We start from the raw sequence: 16,980 nt of genomic DNA on the forward strand, positions 1-16,980 counted from the left end.
ATTACGCCGCCGTGCACCGATTGGCAACGGGCTGAGCAAGCGGATGCTGGCCGCCTACGTTCGGGACATGAGCACCGACGACCGCGACTACCGCACGACGGATCCGCGGCGGACCGACGGGGACCTCGCCCGTGTCGTCGCCGCGGTCCCGGGCGGCATGGCGGGCAGGAGCCACCACCGCCGCGTCGACCGGGTCGGGCTCGACGGCGTGGCGCGCGCCGACCTCACCCAGTACTGAGCCTCGCCACGAAAGGCACGAAGAGAAGGGATCCCGACATGGGTCTGGATGACGACATCAAGCACAACGCAGAAGACATGAAGGGCAAGGTGAAGGAGACGGTCGGCGACGTGACCGACAACGAGAAGCTGCAGGCCGAGGGCGTGGCCGACCAGGCCAGCGCCAAGATGAAGAAGGCCGGCGACGACATCAAGGACGCGTTCACCGACGACCGGTGATCTGCCGCGACGATGCCCCGGGCTCCCGGCGGACCCGGGGCATCGTCGCGCGCGGAGGCCCGTCAGAGCACATCCCACTCGCGCGCCCGCTCGACGAGCGCGTCGATGACTCGAATGGTCGCCGGCGTCGCGGGCTCAGCGGCTCGGATCGCGAGGTTCAGGGTGTTGATCGGCGCCTCGTCCGATCGGTGCAGCAGTTCGACGGTGCCCGCGCCGATCGCGGGTTCTGCGACATAGCGCGGCAGCGCGGAGACGCCCGCTCCGGCTACGACGGCCGCCAGTACCCCCCGCAGGTCGGGCACCGTGATCGCCACGGGATTGGCGGGTCGACGGCCGAACTGGCTGCGCCAGTACCGGCGCACGATCGACAGGTCGGCATCGTAGGCCACGAGCGGCAGATGCTGCAGCGCGCCGGCGGGATCCGCGGCGAGACGCTTGCGGTCGATCGTGCGGGCGAGCACCGGCGCCCCGACGAGCACGAACTCCTCGTCGATGAGCCCGCGATAGCGGATGCCCCGCACCGGCGTCCGCACGGATGACACCACGACGTCCAGCCCGCCGTCGGCAAGGCGCGCGAGCAGGTCGTGCGCGAGGCCCAGAGTGAACGCGAGGCGCAGGCCCTGGCTCGTGAGCGGCGCGAGGGCGGGGATGACCCGCGCTGCGACGACGTCGCTGGCGCCGCCGATCCGAACTGTCTCGGCGGGCCCGGTCACCGCCGGCATGGCCCAGACCTCCCGCAGCCGGTCCACGGGCGCGGCCACCCGCGCGGCCAGTGCGTCGCCCTCGGGCGTCGGGACGACTCCCCGCGCCGAGCGCGTGAACAGCGGCGTCCCGAGCTCCGTTTCGAGCCGGGTGATCCGCTCGCTCACGGACGGCTGACTCATTCCGAGCCGCGCGGCCGCTGCCGTGATCGACCCCGCGCGGTGCACTTCGAGCAGCGTGCGCAGCAGATCGAGCTCTTGCATGCGGCATCCGTCCATCAAGAAATCTATGACAGGCCTCCAGCATAGGAAATGATGTCGATGGATGCCTCGTTCCCTTCGTCGGCGGCTCGCACGAGTCGCCGACCTGAACGGGAGAAGACATGGCACACGTACTCATGGCGGTCACCGGCGCGGACGCCATCGCGCTCACCGACGGCACGGCCCACCCGACCGGATTCTGGGCGGAGGAGCTCGTCGAGCTGCACCGCGGGCTCGTCGCCGCTGGTCACACGGTCGACCTCGCGACGCCGGGCGGCGCCCGCCCCACCGTCGACCCCGGCAGCCTCGCCGGGGAGACCGCCGACGAACTGCGCGCGTACCTCGCGTCGATCGACGAACTGCTCGCGCACCCGCGCGCCCTCGCCGACGTGAAGGACGGTGAGTACGACGCGATCGCCCTGCCCGGCGGGCACGGCCCGATGGTGGACCTCGCCGCCGATGCCGACCTCGGCCGCCTGCTCATCGACGCGGTCGACCGCGACGCGGTCGTCGGCGTGCTGTGCCACGGTCCGGCGGGCCTCCTGAGCGCGGTTCGCGCCGACGGCTCCTTCGCGTTCGCGGGGCGCCGGCTCGCGGTCTTCACCGACGCGGAGGAGCACCAGGGCGGCCTCCGCGACGCGTCTCCGTACTTCGTCGAGTCGAGGCTGCGCGATCTCGGCGCGATCGTCGAGTCGGGTGAGCCGTGGTCGATCACCGTCGTCGCCGACGGCGCGCTCGTCAGCGGCCAGAACCCGCAATCGAGCGTGGCGACGGCACAGCGCCTCGTCGAGGTGCTCGCCGCGCGATGACCGGGCGAGCGTGATCCGCGAGGTGCGGACGTCAGGGCATCCGCACCTCGCGTCCGACGGGTCAGGCGACAGGCTGCTGCGGCGCGTACCGCCGGAAGCCCGCGCGCTCGTCGACGTCGGCCGGGGTCAGGGCACGCGGTAGCCGGCGGCCCGGAACAGCTCGTACCACTCGGCGCGCGTGAGCGGGATGTCGGAGCCCTCGGCGGCGCCGCTCACCCGCTCGGGGTTCGTCGTGCCGAGCACGACCTGCATGCGCGCGGGGTGGCGGGTGATCCATGCCACCGCGATCGCGATCGGCGGCACGTCGTACTTCCGCGCGAGGCGGTCGATCGCGGCGTTGAGCTCGGGGTAGTCCGGCGAGTCGAGGAACACGCCGGTGAAGAAGCCCGCCTGGAACGGCGACCATGCCTGCACCGCGATGTCGTGGAGGCGGCAGTAGTCGATGATTCCGCCGCCGTCGAGCGTGAGGGACTGCTCCTCGCCCTGCATGTTCGCCGCGACGCCCTGTGCGATGGTCGGGGAGTGGGTGATCGACAGCTGGATCTGATTCGCGACGATCGGCTGGCGCACCGACCTCTTGAGCAGGTCGATCTGGCGCGGCGTGTGGTTCGACACGCCGAACGCCCGCACCTTGCCTGCGGCCTCGAGCTCGTCGAACGCGCGCGCGACCTCGTCGGGCTCGACCAGCGCATCGGGCCGGTGCAGCAGCAGGATGTCGATGTAGTCGGTGTCGAGGGCGCGCAGCGACCCCTCGACCGACTCGACGATGTGCTCGTACGAGAAGTCGAAGTACGGACCCTCGCGCACGATGCCGGCCTTGGTCTGGATCGTGACCTGGGCGCGCTGGGAAGACGAGAGCCGCATCGCTTCGGCGAAGCGCACCTCGCAGCCGTGGAGATCGCGGCCGTAGATGTCGGCGTGGTCGAAGAAGTCGATGCCGGCGTCGCGCGCGGTGCGGACGAGCGTGCGCACCGCGTCGTCGTCGAGGTCCTGGATGCGCATGAGGCCGAGCACGACGTTGGGTGCGGGGCGCTCGATGCCGCTGAGTTCGATGGTCTTCATGGGTTCCGCTCTCGGATCGGGTCGTTGCTGCCCGGTCCACGTTAGGCATCGCCCACAAAGAAGTCCAACAACTGTATATTCTGCGATTGAGAACCCAATCGAATGGATGTGACATGGAGCACCGCCAGCTCGAGTACCTGGTCACGCTCGCCGAGGAGCGCCATTTCACCCGCGCCGCCGAGCGGTGCCGCGTCTCGCAGTCCGGGCTGTCGGCGTCGATCCGCCGACTCGAGCAGGAGCTCGACGCGAAGCTCTTCGAGAGGACCACCCGCTCAGTCGAGCCGACGTCCGCGGCCCTCGCGCTCCTGCCGCATGCCCGCGAGATCCTGGCTCAGGCGGCCGCCGGTCGGGACGCCGTCATCCGCGCCTCGCACCAGCTGGCCGGCTCGCTGCGCGTCGGGGCCGAGCAGTGTCTCGGTGCGGTGGACGTGAACCTGCTCCTCGAGCGCTTCCACCGCCGCCACCCCGGCGTCGACATCCAGTTCGTGCAGGCGGGGTCGCACCAGCTGGTCGAGCACGTCGCCGCCGGCGATCTCGACGTCGCGTTCGTCGCGAGCGCCGACCCCGCGCCGGCGCCCGCCGTCGCGGAGCTCGCGCGGATACCGCTCGTGCTCCTCGTCCCACACGGTCATGCGCTGGCCGAGCGCCCGGTCTCCCGCTGGAAGGACCTCCGCGACGCCGACTTCGTGGACTTCCGGCCGGCATGGGCCCTGCGCACCATCAACGACGACGCGTTCCACCGGCACGGCGTCGAGCGGCGGGTGCGCTGCGCCGTCGACGACGTCCACACCCTCCTCGACCTCGTCGTGCGCGGGCTCGGCGTCGCGATCGTTCCGCAGCATGTCGCGAACAAGCCGCAGGCGAGAGGCCTGGTCGCGCTCCCCGTCCCTCCCGGCGCTCCGGTGTGGGTCGTGTCGACCCTCGTGGCCGGCAACGCCTCGCTCGCGCCCCGTCTTCTCGAGATCCTCGACGAGGAGCGTGCCGAAGCCGAGGCAGCATGACGGTCGTGCGCCGGACGGTCTCGCGAGCCCGGTGCCGCCGGTCGAGCAGGACCCCTTGGGGTGCTCGTGCGCCGTGGCGCGTCGTCACGGACAGCCCACGAGCCTATTCGCGACCGCCGACGTCCATCGTGGACCGGACGGTGACCGTGAAGTCGTCGACGTTGCGCAGGTGCGAACGGATGCTGGATTCCGCCGCAGTGGCCAGGAGCGAGGCATCCGTCCCCGGTGCGGCGATGACGATCGCGTCGCCCTGGAGGCGGTGTCCGACCCAGCGGAGGCGGACGCGACCGATGCGCTCGACCCCGTCGACCTGCTCGACGGCGTGCTCGGCGCGGTCGACGAGTTCGGGTTCGACGCCGTCGAGGAGCCGGCGCCCCACGCTGCGCACAGTCCCGATGAGCAGCACGAAGATCGCGGCCGCGATGATGAGGCCGACAAGGGGATCGGCGAGCGGGAAGCCGAAGAGCACGCCGATGCCGCCGAGCACGACCGCCAACGACGTGAAGCCGTCGGTGCGGGCGTGGACACCGTCGGTGACGAGCGCCGCCGAGCCGATCCGCTTGCCTACCCGGATGCGGTACATCGCGACCGCCTCGTTGCCAGCGAATCCGATGACGCCCGCGGCGATCACCCACCCGAGATTGTCAAGGGGCTGCGGATGCAGGATGCGATCGATCGCCTGCCAGGCCGCGACGACGGCCGACAATGCGACGACGAAGACGATGAACAGGCCCGCGAGGTCTTCGGCCCGACCCAGTCCGTACGTGTAGCGACGGGAGGACGCGCGACGACCGAGCACGAACGCGATCCACAGCGGGACCGCCGTGAGGGCGTCGGACAGGTTGTGGACGGTGTCGGCGAGGAGGGCGACGGAGCCGCTGAACGCCACGACGACCGCCTGAAGCACCGTCGTCGCGAGCAGGATGACCAGGCTGATCTTCAGGGCGCGGATGCCGGCGGAGTGCGCCTCCATCGCATCGTCGATCGAGTCGGCGGCGTCGTGGGAGTGCGGTAGGAACAGCTCGTGCAGCACACCGCGGAGGCCGCCGGGGTGGGAGTGATCGTGGGCGCCGTGGTCGTGGGCGCCGTGGCCGTGACCGGCGTGGTGCCGGCCCTCGTCGTGGGCGTGGTTACCGGTGGTCATCGCGCTCATTCGGCGGCCTTCTCGGCCCGGTGGTGGCGGGGCGTGCCGCCCAGCGAGTGCTCGGCCTGGAAGATCGCGTCGGCGACCAGGCGCGATGCGTGCTCGTTCTCGAGCCGGTAGAAGACCCGCTGACCCTCCTGGCGGGTCGAGACGATGCGGGCGAGCCGGAGCTTGGCCAGGTGCTGGGACACGGCCGCCGGCGACTTGTCGACGATCTCGGCGAGGTGATTCACCGAGAGCTCGCGCGAGTCGTGCAGCGCAAGGACGATCCGCACCCGGGTGGCGTCGGCGAGCATCGCGAAGACCTCGACCGCGAGCTCGACGAAGGGGCTCTCGACCGCGTATCCGCATCCCTGCTTATCTGCACGCATACGCAGATCTTACATCATCGATTCTGCAGGACGACTCTCCGAAGAGGTCCGATCAGCCCTTCGCGAGGGCGGCCCACGCGCCGGCGGCAAGGAAGACAGGGGCGCAGAGAGGACGCCGCTCCAGAAGCTGCGCGCGACGTCATCCGCGGACGGCCGGGCGCACCGCCCTTCTAACCGATCGCCGGGTGGCAGCATCCGTCGTCACGCGCCGACGGAACGACACCCGGCGGAGTCCTGTGATGAGCACGCCTCCGACGAGGAGGATCCCGCCGACGAGCTCCGCGGGAGTGGGGATCTGGCCGAGCAGCAGCGCGGCCGACGCCATCGCGACGACCGGCGCGAGCAGCACCCACGGCACCACCGCGGCGGACGGATTGCGAGCGAGCAGGCCGTTCCAGATCGAGTAGCCGATGATCGTGCACAACACGGCCGTGTAGAGCGTCGAGACCGCAGACTGCCAGCCGAACGCGGCGATCCCCGCGACGATCGCCACCGGGCCTTCGACGACGAAGGAGAGCATCAGCGCGGGGATCGGCACCACGAGGGCCGACCACACCGTGAGCGACAGGGAGCCCAAGCGGCCCCGCCCGCTGACGGACCCGGCGCGACGCGAGATGACGTTGCCTATGCCCCACGAGAACGCCGCGGCGAGCGCCAGCGCCACGGCGAGGGCGGGAGCATCGCCGCCTCGTCCGGCGGCCACGATGGCGAGGCCGACGACGCCTAGTGCGACACCGGCGATCTGCGGCGCGGTCGGGCGTTCACGCAGCACCGCGGCCGCGATGAGGATCGTGAACACCGCCTGCGCCTGGAGCACGAGCGCGGCGAGACCCGGCTGAAGCCCCAGCGCCATCGAGGTGTACAGCAGTCCGAACTGCCCGAGGCTCATGAAGAGGCCGACGCCGACCACCGTGCGCCAGGAGGTGCGGGGCCGCGGGACGACGAAGACCGCAAGCGCGACCACCAGGAAGCGGATCGCGACGAAGAGAAGTGCCGGCACGCCCGTCATCCCCCAGTCGATCACGACGAAGTTGAATCCCCAGAACGATGCCACGGCTGCTGCCAGCACCATGTCGCGTCTCTTCATGAGTCCCACTTCACCCGAGCATCGAATGAAGCACCAGCGATGCTTTCTCCACGAAACGATGTAGCGTTGCTTCATGATTGACCTTGAAGCGGTGCTCTCCCTTCGCGCGGTCGCCACGCAGGGCAGCGTGGTCGCCGCGGCGGCGAGCCTCGGTTACACGCCGTCCGCGGTATCGCAGCAGGTCAAGCGTCTCGAGCGCGAGACCGGCATCCCCCTCCTCGAACGCGCGGGGCGGGGAGTGATCCTCACGGAGGCGGGCACGCGCCTCGTCGTCGCGTCCACGCCGATCCTCGCCGACCTCGAGCGCCTCCGCGCGGATCTCCAGCTCACCGCTGGGGCCGGCGATCGGGTCGTCGGCGAGATCAGGGTCGCGGCGTTCTCGACCGTCGTGCGCGGGCTGGTCATACCGGTGCTGAGCGACCTCGCCGAGCGGCACCCCGATCTCTCGCTGCCGCTGCGCGAGAGCGAGCCGTGGGAGACGATCGCGCTCGTCGCATCGGGTCAGCGCGACCTCGGCGTCGTCCACCGGTGGGGCGGGGTCGCCCTCGCGATGCCCGACCACCTCGTCTCGACGCCGTTGTTCACCGACGTCGCCGACGTCATCCTGCACCGCGACCATCCGCTCGCCGGCCGCACCGAGCTGCACCCCGAGGAGCTCGCGGGCGAGACCTGGGTCGCGACGTTCGAGGCCACCATCTGCCGGCAGTGGCTGCGGCGGCTGTTCGACGGCGTACCGAACGCACCGCGCATCGTGCACGAGTCGATGGAGTTCCAGAACCACCTCGAGTTCGCACGCGCCGGCCGGGCGGTCGCGCTGGTGCCGCGCCTCGGACGAGGTGACCTCGGACCGGACCTGGTGGCCATCCCCACCGCTGCACCGGCGTCGACGCGCGACGTGCTCGCCGTCCATCGCCGGTCGCAGGAGGATTCTCCCGCGCTGCGCACGGCGCTCGACGCGTTCGTGGAGCACGCGCGCACGTGGTGAGGCGACGGATGCTGCGGCCGCAGCATCCGTCCCGCTCAGGGGTGCCCGATCACATGTCGGGCGGGCGGTCGAGCACCGTCGGCACGTACTCGAGCAGCTGGATGCGGCCGTCGAACGTGCGGGCCTCGACGAGATCCAGCCGTACGTCGGGGTAGCCGTCGAAGATGCGATCCTGTCCGGTCGCCCCGGTGATCACCGGGAACACGCCGACGCGGTACCGATCGACGAGCCCCGCGAGCAGGAGCGACCGGCAGAGAGCGACGCTGCCGAGGGTGCGCAGCGGGCGGTCGGAATCCTGCTTCAACCGCCGGACGAACGGGACCGCGTCCTCGCGGACCAGCGTGGAGTTCTCCCACGCCAGCGGATCCTCGAGAGTCGATGAGAAGACGTACTTCTGCACCCCGCCGAGCATGTCGGTGCCTTCCTCGCCCCCAGCGGTGAGCTCCGACATGAGGCGATATGTCGTCGCGCCCATGAGCAGCGGGTCGTCCTTCTCTGGCGACTCCGCGAGCCAGCCGAGGTATTCGGGTCCCTCCATTCCCCAGAATCCCGGCCACCCCTCCGCGGCCCCGTAGCCGTCGAGCGAGATGATGAAGTCGACCGTCACGGTCTGCATGAGAGTCTCCTCGTGTCCGGTTCCGCGCCTGCGCGCAGGACTCCTTTTCGAGCGGATGCCTCGCGCCCGAGACTATGCGCCGGGTCGGCATATCGGAACCCGTCGCGCAATCGCGGGCGGTCTGACATGATTTCTCACACCGCAGATGGGAAGCAGCATGAAGCGGTCACGAGAGGTCTCGGCAGAGGACCCGTCCCTGCCGCCCTACCGGCGCACTGCGGCCGGGGTGCTGGGCGGTCTCGTCGGACTCCTCGCGCTCAGCGTCATCGCGGGCGTGCTCGTCGTGGCGCCTCTCGCCCCGGCCATCGCCATCTCCGGACACGCGGCGGGCTCTGCCGTGTCGCTGTTCGACGGCATGCCGAGCTACCTCGAGATCGACCGCCTGATGCTGCCGACCACGATCTACGCCCGCGACCCCGCGAGCGGACAGGACGTCGAGCTGACATCCTTCTACGACCAGAATCGCGAACCCGTCGAGTTCGATCAGGTGTCGCTCGTCATGTACGACGCGATCCTGGCGTCCGAGGATCCCCGGTACTACCAGCACGGCGGGGTCGACATCGTCGGCACCACGCGCGCGCTCATCAAGAACGCCCAGGGAGGTCAGACGCAGGGGGGTTCCTCGATCAGCCAGCAGTACGTGAAGAACGTGCTGGTCCAGCGCTGCGAACGCGATGCGGGGACGCTCTACGAGACGAACGAGGCGGGTGAGGCGGTCCTCGACGAGGACGGCGCCCCTGTGGTGAAGCTGTCTCGCGAGCATGTGTTGCGGGAGTGCTGGAAGGACGCGACCCAGGCGGACGGTATCGAGGGCTACGAGCGCAAGCTCCAGGAGATCCGCTACGCCGTCCAGCTCGAGCAGAAGTACTCGAAGAACGACATCCTCCTGGGCTACCTGAACATCGCGAACTTCGGCGGCACGACCTACGGCATCGAGGCCGCGGCACGGTTCTACTTCCGCACCACTGCGGCGAACCTCACGCTGACCCAGGCGGCGACGCTCGCGGGCATCGTGCAGAACCCCAACACGTTCCGGATCGACCGGCCGGGGGGCTCGATCTTCGGAGCCGACGGGGCCACCTACAACAAGGCCGCGGACGGTTCCCTCGACGACGTCACCCCTGGTACGCTCGCGGGTCTCGACACTCTCCTCGCCGACGGCTCGATCACGCAGGAGCAGTACCTCGCGGCCGGGGACGCATACAGCGCGACCAAGGGCCGGCAGCTCTACGTCCTCGACCGGATGCGGGAAGACGGGCGGATCACCGTCGAGCAGTACGTGGCGGCGGCGATCGAGCCGATCACGCCGGCATTGCAGCCGCCGCCCACGAGGTGCGGGTCCAGCGCCGCCCCGTTCTTCTGCCAGTACATCGTGAACACCGTGCGCCTGGACCCGGACTACGCGAGCGCGTTCGGCGCGACCCCGGAAGACAGGAAGAGGTCGCTGACGCGCGAGGGCCTGAACATCTACACGACACTGGACTGGAGCCTGCAGAACGCAGCGCAGGATGCGATGCACCGCTATGCCCCGGAGACTGTGGCAGGCATGTCGTTCGGGTCGGCGTCGGTGAGCATCGAAGCGGGCTCCGGGCGCATTCTCGCGATCAGCCAGAACAACCGGTTCACAGAGGACCGCGACCTTTCGCTCACGGACCCCGCGTACACATCGCTCGTCTACGCCGGAGACATGATGCACGGGGTCTCGACGGGATTCCCGACCGGATCGACGTTCAAGCTGTTCACGCTGATCGACTGGCTCGAGACGGGGCACACGCTGTCCGACAGCGTCAACGGCACGCTGCGGGCCATCCCTCGCCTGCGCGACCGCTGCGAAGGCACCTGGGTCAACCGCGAGAACCACGTCGTGCGCAACTTCGGCGGCACTCCGGGCTACGTGGGAACGCCGATGCAGTTCACGGCACAGTCGCTCAACAGCGGCTTCCTCGGCATGGCGGAGCAGCTCGACCTCTGCGACATCGAGGCAGTCGCGGCCCGCATGGGCGTCACCCTCGGCGACGGCGCCCCCGTGAATCTCGACGGCGCCGCGTCGATCATCGGCACGAAGAACATCGCACCCGTCGCCCTGGCCGGGGCGTTCGCCACGGTGGCGAACAACGGCGTCTACTGCAAGCCGCGCGCCATCGAGCGCGTGGTGAACTCCGACGGCGTCGAGCTGCCGGTCCCCGGCAACCGGTGCACGCAGGCCATCAGCCCCGAAGTGGCGGCCGCGACGGCGTTCGCGCTGCAGGGCGTCATGCGCCCCGGCGGCACCGGGTCGGGCGGCAACCCCAACGACGGGACGCCGATGATGGGCAAGACGGGAACGCACGAGAACATCCAGACGTGGCTCGTCGAGTCGAGCACCCGCGTGACGACGGCGGTGTGGGTGGGGAACACCACCGGATTCGGTGACGTGTTCCGGTCCTTCTACAACGGCCGCGCGCTGTCGACCATCCGCCTTCCGATGACCCGGGACATTCAGGCGGCCGCCAACCAGCTCTACCCGGCCGGCGGCTTCCCCGCGCCCCCCGCCGACTTGGTACGCCGCGCCGCGCCGCCGCCCCGCCCCGCCCCCGCACCTGGCCCTGCCCCTGGCCCCGCTCCCGCCCCGGACCAGCCCCCGGACGACAACGGGAACGGAAACGGTTGACGCCACGGGCGGATTCCGGTGAGGCCGCTTGGTACTCATCTCCGTGGAGGCTGGGAGGCGTCACCGCATCGCCGAAGTGCCCGTTGGCCGGTCCTGCGCGAAAGGACGTTTCAGAATGTCCCCCGCAGCGTCGAACGCTGCGCGCGAGGTCGGTGCGAGAGGTGACCGACGACGTCCGCATGGGGCCGAAGAACGCCCGGCCTGCGCGGGGGCGGGCCGGGCGTTCTTCGCGCGGTGAGACCTAGTTGAGCGTGAAGGTGTACGTCTGGGTGTTGCCCGCGACGTCGAACACGACGAGCGTGTTCACCCCCTGCACGGCACCGAACCTGGGCGGCGCGATGAAGTTGATGTCCGACCACACGTTGTCGGTCAGGTCCTTCGTCTTGCCGTTGAGTTCGACCTTGTCGATCTTGCCCGCATCGTGGAGCTTGAACGAGATCAGATCGTAGGTCTCACCGGTTTTGACCGTGTAAGACGTCCCCTCCTTGATCGTCGCCGTCGGCGGGGTCGCATCGATCGTGACGTCGAACGTTCCGGTCTTCGCGACATTGCCCGCGAGGTCAGAGGCGTTGTACTTGATCGTGTATGCGCCGTCCGGCAGGGTGACGGTCGCCGAGTGGGTGGCCGTGCGCTCGCCGTCTGCCGCGGTCTGCGTGCTCTTGACCAGCTTGCCGTCCTTATAGATGTTTGCCACGACGCGTTGCAGGCCACGGTCGTCGGTGGCATCCACCCGCAGTTCCAGCGCTCGGAAGGGACCTGCCGTCGTCGGTGTCACCAGCGTGGCGACCGGCTTGACCGTATCGGGGTCGACCCGCTCGGTGACCAGTGACGCCATCAGAGGCGCCAGCTGGAACGCGTCCATGTTCGGCGCATCCCCCGTGGGGTTACCCACGACCAGCGCGCCGTCGTCGGTCGTGAGGTCGAGCGGGACGTTCTGCCACCAGAAGTTGAAGTAGCTGTAGTTGTACCGGAAGTACCCCGTCGCGCTGTTCTCACCCCCGACCTCGGTGACGGTCGCGCGCCGGCTGATGCCGTCGGTGTTGTACGGGTGCGTGGTGTTCCGTGTGGCGTTGCCGAAGTGGACCAGGAGGTTGTACTGGCCCGCATCGGTGCCGGACGGGCGCGGGATGGTCAGCGTGCGGCCGGCCGTGAGCCACCCCACGTACTGCCCCTGCGCGTTCGACCCGTAGGTAGCTGCCGGGGTCTCGACGGTCGTGCCCGTTGAACGCGTCACCGACGGGTCTTCCGCCTGGATGGTGACCACGCGCGAGTCGGCCTCTGCATTGCGCTCCAGCGTGACGCCGCGGACCTTCACTCCCGCTCCCGCGACGGTCAGCTCCTGGATCCCCTGCGCGACGTGGACCGTCGCCGTGGTCTTCCAGGTGCCGGCCGTCTCGGCACCGATGCCGCTGAGTTCGCGATCGTTGAGCTCGACCGCGAGGTCGCCGGCATCCGTCGTCTCGTACTCGACCGTGAGGTCGTAGTACCCGTCTTCGGCTGCACCCAAGTAGAAGGCCGCCTGGCCGTCGCTACCGAGGGTCGCGCCGCCGCCGAACGACCCCGCACCCCACGACACAGTGGCATCGCCCGACAGGCGGGCGAGCGTCGCCGGGTAGGTGGACTTCTCCGCGGCCGTGGCCTCGGTGAGGTCGAGACGGTCGAGTGCGACGTTGCTGCCCGGAAGCGCGGCCGTGCCGTTCTGGCTCGCCCGCAGCGACAGGGTGTGCGTGCCGGCCGTCAGGGTCACCGGTACTTCGACACGGCCCTTGTACGTGACGCTGAGCGTCGAGGTGTACTGCACGAGATCCTCGAAGGCGTCATCGACGAACAGCGCGTGACGACCGGACTTCATGTTCGTACCGTCGGCCTTCTCGCTGGTCCCGTACTGGATGCCGAGCAGGTACCTGCCATCACGCGGAACATCGACAGTCCACGTCGACGATGCAGCGGCGTTGGAGAACCCGCGCACGTCCTTGAAACCCGACGTCGCCTGGGCGTTGGTCGCCAGACTCGTGACGGTCGCTCCCCCGGCGAGCGTGGTCGCCTCCGCTTCGACGCGGGTCTGCCACGCGGCATCCACGACCGGCGCCGACTCGACAGCGGGAGTGATGATCACCCGATAGGCGTCCATGGGGTCTCCATTGGGCACGGTGACGCTTCCGCCACCGGACCCGTCGAGGGAGATCCGCGTGGAGAGGATGACCGGCGGCTGCTCGGCGAACCCCTCCTGGCCGCTGAACTGCGTGCGCTGCACCTGCACGTCGACCTGTCCGCCGAAGGTCGACGCGTCCAGGCCCGTGAAGCTCAGCTGCGCATCGACCTGACCGCCGCCGAACAGCACCGTCGCCGTCTTCCTGGACTCGTCGATCGCGGCGATGCCCTGCACCGTTCCGGGGCGGTTCGCCACGGGCGGGGTGAGCCGCACTGTCTCCCCGGTGAGGTCGGCGTACCACTTGACGAGCCACCAGGCACCGTTTCCGCCGTTGACCTGCGCCACGTGATCGTCGAGGTTGCCCGACTGCGACCAGTACGCGACCTGGGCGTCGACCTTGGCCCGCTCGAACATCGACATCCACTGGATCATGCGACCGGGCACCCCGGTATCACGTCGCAGAGCGTACTCGGTGATGTTCACCGGCAGGTCTTCGATGCCGAGCTGGTCCTCGATGGATCGGAAGGTGGAGAGGTTGTACGAGAAGTACTGCAAGGACGAGTCGGACAGCTCGTGCCACGTCCACACGTCCGGCACCTGGTTGTGCTCCTTCGCGTACGCGAGGAAATCGCGTGTGCGGTCGGCGTGCCAGTACGAATCGCCCATCGCCGCGACGCGCACGCCCGGCATGATCTCCTGAATGAGGTCGTACGCGGCCGACCAGTCGGAGAAGAACTGCTCCTTCCGCGTCGCCCAGTCGGCGTACCAGATCCAGTCGGGCTCATTGAACGGCGTGAAGATGTACCGCTCGTAGTCTTCCGGATCCGTGACGTCGGCGACCTTCTGCACGACCTTCTCGACGTGCGTCAGGTACTCCGCCTGGCCGGGATACGTGTTTCCCGCATAGGGCCACTGGGCGTAGTCGTCCTGGATGTTGATGTAGATCTCCTCGCCTCCTGACGAGAAGAAGTCGGGCGCATTGGTGAGAGCGCCGCCGTTGGGATGCTGGAGTCCGCCTTCAGGCATCTGAGTGACGTGGCGGACCCCCGCGCCGGCGACGACGGACGTCGTCGGCACGCCGGGATCGCCGAGACCGTACAGATAGCCCGTCGCTCCACCGTGTACGGCACCGGTCGAGTCGCTGAAATCGACAGTGACGGATTCGCTCGCGGCCACCGCCGGTGTCGCGACGGCGAGGACGCCTGCGGCCACCACGGCGGTGGTCAGCAGGATTCCACCTGCGCGTCTGGTGAGTTGGGTTGACATTGGTTCCACTCCTTCGGGGATCGGTGAGTTCGTCACTGGAACAGCGCGTTGACGCTGTCGTTCGCGGTCTTGAAGACGCTGCTGTCGGCACTGCCCTGCAGGAACGACTCGACCGCAGCCGTCACGGTGTCGTTGATCTCGGACCAGTGGTCGGCGATCGGCAGAAGGGCTGTCGTGCCGTCATCGACCTGCACGGTGAAGCCCGAGACATCCCACCCCTTTTCGGCGAACGCCGCAGTGGCCAGCTCCGTGGACGTCTTGATGGCGGGGAAGACGACCGCGTTCTCGGCGACGACGTCCTGACATGCGGCCGATCCCAGGTACTTCACCCACTCCCACGCCTGGTCCGGGTGCTCGCTGCCGGCCCAGATCGCATCCGAGAGGCCGTTGAAGACGCTGGCGCGCTGCCCGCTCGGACCGACCGGCGTCGGCACGACCTTCGTGGGGACGTCGGACTGGCCGAGGTAGGACCCGTTCATCCAGCTGCCATCGGTGACCAGGGCGTAGCGACCGGCGAGGTAGCCGTTGAGCGGGTCGGCCTCGGACAGAGCGATGTCCACCGACGGCATGAAGCCGCGCTCCTGGAGGCTCTTGTACCACTCGATGGTCTCGACGAACTTCGGGTCGTCGAAGTTCCACTCGGTGGTCCAGGGCGTCTTGTCGCCGAAGTACCAGTCGTTGCCGAGCGCGTAGGGTGCCCACGTCTGCTGGCCCGACGCGTTCAAGCCGTTTCCGCTCAGCGCGAGACCGTACACCGCGACGTTGCGAGGATCGAACCCGTCCTCGTTGCCGCGCACGCCGTTCGCGTCGACGGTGAGCGCCGCGACCACCTCGTCGAAGGTGCCGGAGCCATCGGGGCTCCAAGCCAGCTCGGACAGCTGTTCCGGTGTGATCCCGGCTTCCTCGACCATCTTCTCGTTGTAGAAGGTCGCGACGGTGTCGAAGTCCTTGGGGAGGCCGTACCGACCACCCTCCTGGTCGACCCACAGCTCTGCGAGCCCGTCCTGATAGATCGAGAGATCGATGCCGTCCTCCTCGACACGGTCGGAGATGTCGAGAAGCTGGCCCTGGGAGACGAACTCCGGGTAGTACGACAAGTGATCGGCGAAGACGTCCGGCGCGGTGCCCGAGGCGAAGCCCGTGGTGAGTCCCTGCCAGTAGTCCGCCCAGCCGAACTGCTCGATCTTGACGGTGATGCCGGACTCGGCCTCGAAGTCATCGGCGCACTGCTGGTAGGCGGGTTGTTGGTTGGAGTCCCAGAGCCAGTAGGTGATGGCCTCCGGTTCCGTGGCCCCGGAGTCCCCTCCTTGTCCCGAACAGGACGAGAGCAGGAGGGCCGGGACGGAAGCCGCGGCGAGGGCGGCGACGATACGCCGGGTGGTGGGAGTGGAGTGCGACATTGCAGTTCGATCCTTCGGTGTGAGTGGTGCGGGTGTACGGGTGCTGTGCGCCACGGCGGCGCGCGCCTACTTGATTCCGGAGTAGCCGAGGTTGTCGATGAACCTTCGTCCGAAGATCAAGAAGAGGATGAGGACGGGCAGAGCTGCGATGAGAGTTCCCGCCATGAGTCCGGCCCAGTCGGGACCGGTCTGGGGTGTCTGAGCACGGAAGATGCCGAGGGCGACGGTGAGCACGCGCGAGTCCTCCCCGCGCCCCACCAGCAGCGGCCAGAAGTACTCGCCCCACGCGGTGATGTAGGTGAGCAGTGAGAGCGTCACGACGGGCGTCGCCGACATGGGCAGGATGACGCGGAAGAACATCCGCGCGTGCCCGGCGCCGTCGATCATCGCCGCCTCCTCGATCTCGCGAGGAATGCCCAGGAAGAACTGACGCATGAAGAAGATCGCGAACGGCGTCATGAAGAAGAACGGCAGGATGATGCCCGCGAGCGTGTTCAGCAGGCCGAGGTCGCGGATCAGGATGAAGTTCGGCAACTGGACGAAGATCGGCGGAATCATCATCGCGGTCAGGAAGAGGAAGAACACGACGTCGCGCCCCTTCCAGGTCAGCCGCGCGAATGCATAGGCCGCCATGGAGGAGAACAGCACTTGTCCCGCCGTGATCACCGTGGACACGATCACGGAGTTGCGCAGGTACAGCCAGAAGTCGATCGACCCCGTCGTTCCACCCTCGGCCGCTGCATCCTCGGGTGTGGCGAGACCGAGCACGCGACGGAAGCCGCCCAGGGTCGGGTCGACCGGGAGGAGGCTGCCGGGCTCGAGGTAGAGAGCGTTGTTGTTGGACAGTGCGGTACGCAGCATCCAGTAGAAGGGGAAGAGGGTGATCAGCAGCACGATGCCGAGGATCGCCCACGCGACGATCCGCCCCCACCGGATGCGGCGTGGGCGCCGACGGTTCGGTGCGGCGGCCGACGGAGCCGGCGCGGCGACGGGTGCCCGGTGCGAAATGAGAGTCATCT

The 16,980-nt window shown here is 68.9% G+C and carries 15 protein-coding genes; 6 read left to right on the forward strand and 9 right to left on the reverse strand.

Annotation, left to right across the window (positions count from 1 at the left end; translation table 11 throughout):
• Nucleotides 1–67: 67 nt before the first annotated feature.
• Both MRBLWH3_RS03685 and MRBLWH3_RS03690 read left to right on the forward strand, forming a co-directional pair.
• Nucleotides 68–238, forward strand: a complete 171-nt coding sequence (locus MRBLWH3_RS03685; RefSeq protein ID WP_363428819.1) for a hypothetical protein — start codon at nucleotides 68–70, stop codon at nucleotides 236–238.
• Between the two features lie 38 nt (nucleotides 239–276).
• On the forward strand, nucleotides 277–456 hold the full coding sequence (locus tag MRBLWH3_RS03690) for a CsbD family protein (protein WP_363428821.1): 180 nt from the start codon (nucleotides 277–279) through the stop codon (nucleotides 454–456).
• A gap of 62 nt (nucleotides 457–518) precedes the next feature.
• Here MRBLWH3_RS03690 and MRBLWH3_RS03695 read toward each other — a convergent pair whose 3' ends face one another.
• A complete protein-coding gene (locus tag MRBLWH3_RS03695; RefSeq protein WP_363428823.1) occupies nucleotides 519–1,421 on the reverse strand; it encodes a LysR family transcriptional regulator in 903 nt (300 codons plus the stop codon).
• A 119-nt stretch (nucleotides 1,422–1,540) separates the two neighbouring features.
• Here MRBLWH3_RS03695 and MRBLWH3_RS03700 point away from each other — a divergent pair, with 119 nt between their 5' ends.
• Nucleotides 1,541–2,227 carry a type 1 glutamine amidotransferase domain-containing protein gene (locus MRBLWH3_RS03700; RefSeq protein WP_363428825.1) on the forward strand — a complete coding sequence of 229 codons (687 nt, stop codon included), beginning with the start codon at nucleotides 1,541–1,543 and terminating at the stop codon, nucleotides 2,225–2,227.
• Nucleotides 2,228–2,353: 126 nt separating this feature from the next.
• Here MRBLWH3_RS03700 and MRBLWH3_RS03705 read toward each other — a convergent pair whose 3' ends face one another.
• On the reverse strand, nucleotides 2,354–3,289 hold the full coding sequence (locus MRBLWH3_RS03705; RefSeq protein WP_363428827.1) for an aldo/keto reductase: 936 nt from the start codon (nucleotides 3,287–3,289) through the stop codon (nucleotides 2,354–2,356).
• 113 nt (nucleotides 3,290–3,402) lie between these two features.
• Between MRBLWH3_RS03705 and MRBLWH3_RS03710 the strand changes: the two genes are divergently transcribed.
• Nucleotides 3,403–4,290: a LysR family transcriptional regulator gene (locus MRBLWH3_RS03710; RefSeq protein ID WP_363428829.1), complete on the forward strand. Its 888-nt coding sequence runs from the start codon at nucleotides 3,403–3,405 to the stop codon at nucleotides 4,288–4,290.
• 103 nt (nucleotides 4,291–4,393) lie between these two features.
• On the opposite strand, the gene MRBLWH3_RS03715 is transcribed toward MRBLWH3_RS03710, so the two are convergent.
• The 3 genes from MRBLWH3_RS03715 to MRBLWH3_RS03725 all read right to left on the reverse strand — a co-directional run bounded on the left by MRBLWH3_RS03715 (nucleotide 4,394) and on the right by MRBLWH3_RS03725 (nucleotide 6,892).
• On the reverse strand, nucleotides 4,394–5,434 hold the full coding sequence (locus MRBLWH3_RS03715) for a cation diffusion facilitator family transporter (RefSeq protein ID WP_363428831.1): 1,041 nt from the start codon (nucleotides 5,432–5,434) through the stop codon (nucleotides 4,394–4,396).
• A gap of 5 nt (nucleotides 5,435–5,439) precedes the next feature.
• The gene (locus MRBLWH3_RS03720; protein ID WP_363428833.1) at nucleotides 5,440–5,805 is read right to left on the reverse strand and encodes an ArsR/SmtB family transcription factor; all 366 of its coding nucleotides are present in this window, start codon (nucleotides 5,803–5,805) and stop codon (nucleotides 5,440–5,442) included.
• A gap of 139 nt (nucleotides 5,806–5,944) precedes the next feature.
• On the reverse strand, nucleotides 5,945–6,892 hold the full coding sequence (locus MRBLWH3_RS03725) for an EamA family transporter (protein ID WP_363428835.1): 948 nt from the start codon (nucleotides 6,890–6,892) through the stop codon (nucleotides 5,945–5,947).
• A 73-nt stretch (nucleotides 6,893–6,965) separates the two neighbouring features.
• Between MRBLWH3_RS03725 and MRBLWH3_RS03730 the strand changes: the two genes are divergently transcribed.
• Complete coding sequence (locus MRBLWH3_RS03730; RefSeq protein WP_363428837.1) at nucleotides 6,966–7,877, forward strand: LysR family transcriptional regulator; 912 nt, start codon at nucleotides 6,966–6,968, stop codon at nucleotides 7,875–7,877.
• 49 nt (nucleotides 7,878–7,926) lie between these two features.
• Here MRBLWH3_RS03730 and MRBLWH3_RS03735 read toward each other — a convergent pair whose 3' ends face one another.
• Nucleotides 7,927–8,493 (reverse strand): dihydrofolate reductase family protein, encoded by a 567-nt coding sequence (locus tag MRBLWH3_RS03735; RefSeq protein WP_363428839.1) that lies wholly within the window; start codon nucleotides 8,491–8,493, stop codon nucleotides 7,927–7,929.
• 157 nt (nucleotides 8,494–8,650) lie between these two features.
• On the opposite strand from MRBLWH3_RS03735, the gene MRBLWH3_RS03740 reads away from it, so the two are divergent.
• Nucleotides 8,651–11,143 (forward strand): transglycosylase domain-containing protein, encoded by a 2,493-nt coding sequence (locus MRBLWH3_RS03740; protein ID WP_363428841.1) that lies wholly within the window; start codon nucleotides 8,651–8,653, stop codon nucleotides 11,141–11,143.
• A 241-nt stretch (nucleotides 11,144–11,384) separates the two neighbouring features.
• On the opposite strand, the gene MRBLWH3_RS03745 is transcribed toward MRBLWH3_RS03740, so the two are convergent.
• From MRBLWH3_RS03745 to MRBLWH3_RS03755, 3 genes are all read right to left on the reverse strand, one after another.
• Nucleotides 11,385–14,561 (reverse strand): hypothetical protein, encoded by a 3,177-nt coding sequence (locus MRBLWH3_RS03745; RefSeq protein WP_363428843.1) that lies wholly within the window; start codon nucleotides 14,559–14,561, stop codon nucleotides 11,385–11,387.
• A 32-nt stretch (nucleotides 14,562–14,593) separates the two neighbouring features.
• A complete protein-coding gene (locus tag MRBLWH3_RS03750) occupies nucleotides 14,594–15,961 on the reverse strand; it encodes an ABC transporter substrate-binding protein (RefSeq protein WP_363428844.1) in 1,368 nt (455 codons plus the stop codon).
• Between the two features lie 66 nt (nucleotides 15,962–16,027).
• Nucleotides 16,028–16,978: a carbohydrate ABC transporter permease gene (locus MRBLWH3_RS03755; RefSeq protein WP_363428846.1), complete on the reverse strand. Its 951-nt coding sequence runs from the start codon at nucleotides 16,976–16,978 to the stop codon at nucleotides 16,028–16,030.
• Between the last annotated feature and the right edge of the window lie 2 nt (nucleotides 16,979–16,980).

The sequence above is a fragment of the Microbacterium sp. LWH3-1.2 genome (assembly GCF_040675855.1).
Classification (GTDB): domain Bacteria; phylum Actinomycetota; class Actinomycetes; order Actinomycetales; family Microbacteriaceae; genus Microbacterium.

Coding starts and splice junctions, on each gene's coding strand:
- MRBLWH3_RS03690 (WP_363428821.1), top strand. CDS start 277: ATGGGTCTGGATGACGACATCAAGCACAACGCAGAAGACATGAAGGGC.
- MRBLWH3_RS03710 (WP_363428829.1), top strand. CDS start 3,403: ATGGAGCACCGCCAGCTCGAGTACCTGGTCACGCTCGCCGAGGAGCGC.
- MRBLWH3_RS03715 (WP_363428831.1), bottom strand. CDS start 5,434: ATGACCACCGGTAACCACGCCCACGACGAGGGCCGGCACCACGCCGGT.
- MRBLWH3_RS03725 (WP_363428835.1), bottom strand. CDS start 6,892: ATGAAGAGACGCGACATGGTGCTGGCAGCAGCCGTGGCATCGTTCTGG.
- MRBLWH3_RS03735 (WP_363428839.1), bottom strand. CDS start 8,493: ATGCAGACCGTGACGGTCGACTTCATCATCTCGCTCGACGGCTACGGG.
- MRBLWH3_RS03720 (WP_363428833.1), bottom strand. CDS start 5,805: ATGCGTGCAGATAAGCAGGGATGCGGATACGCGGTCGAGAGCCCCTTC.
- MRBLWH3_RS03700 (WP_363428825.1), top strand. CDS start 1,541: ATGGCACACGTACTCATGGCGGTCACCGGCGCGGACGCCATCGCGCTC.
- MRBLWH3_RS03705 (WP_363428827.1), bottom strand. CDS start 3,289: ATGAAGACCATCGAACTCAGCGGCATCGAGCGCCCCGCACCCAACGTC.
- MRBLWH3_RS03750 (WP_363428844.1), bottom strand. CDS start 15,961: ATGTCGCACTCCACTCCCACCACCCGGCGTATCGTCGCCGCCCTCGCC.
- MRBLWH3_RS03685 (WP_363428819.1), top strand. CDS start 68: ATGAGCACCGACGACCGCGACTACCGCACGACGGATCCGCGGCGGACC.
- MRBLWH3_RS03740 (WP_363428841.1), top strand. CDS start 8,651: ATGAAGCGGTCACGAGAGGTCTCGGCAGAGGACCCGTCCCTGCCGCCC.
- MRBLWH3_RS03755 (WP_363428846.1), bottom strand. CDS start 16,978: ATGACTCTCATTTCGCACCGGGCACCCGTCGCCGCGCCGGCTCCGTCG.
- MRBLWH3_RS03695 (WP_363428823.1), bottom strand. CDS start 1,421: ATGCAAGAGCTCGATCTGCTGCGCACGCTGCTCGAAGTGCACCGCGCG.
- MRBLWH3_RS03745 (WP_363428843.1), bottom strand. CDS start 14,561: ATGTCAACCCAACTCACCAGACGCGCAGGTGGAATCCTGCTGACCACC.
- MRBLWH3_RS03730 (WP_363428837.1), top strand. CDS start 6,966: ATGATTGACCTTGAAGCGGTGCTCTCCCTTCGCGCGGTCGCCACGCAG.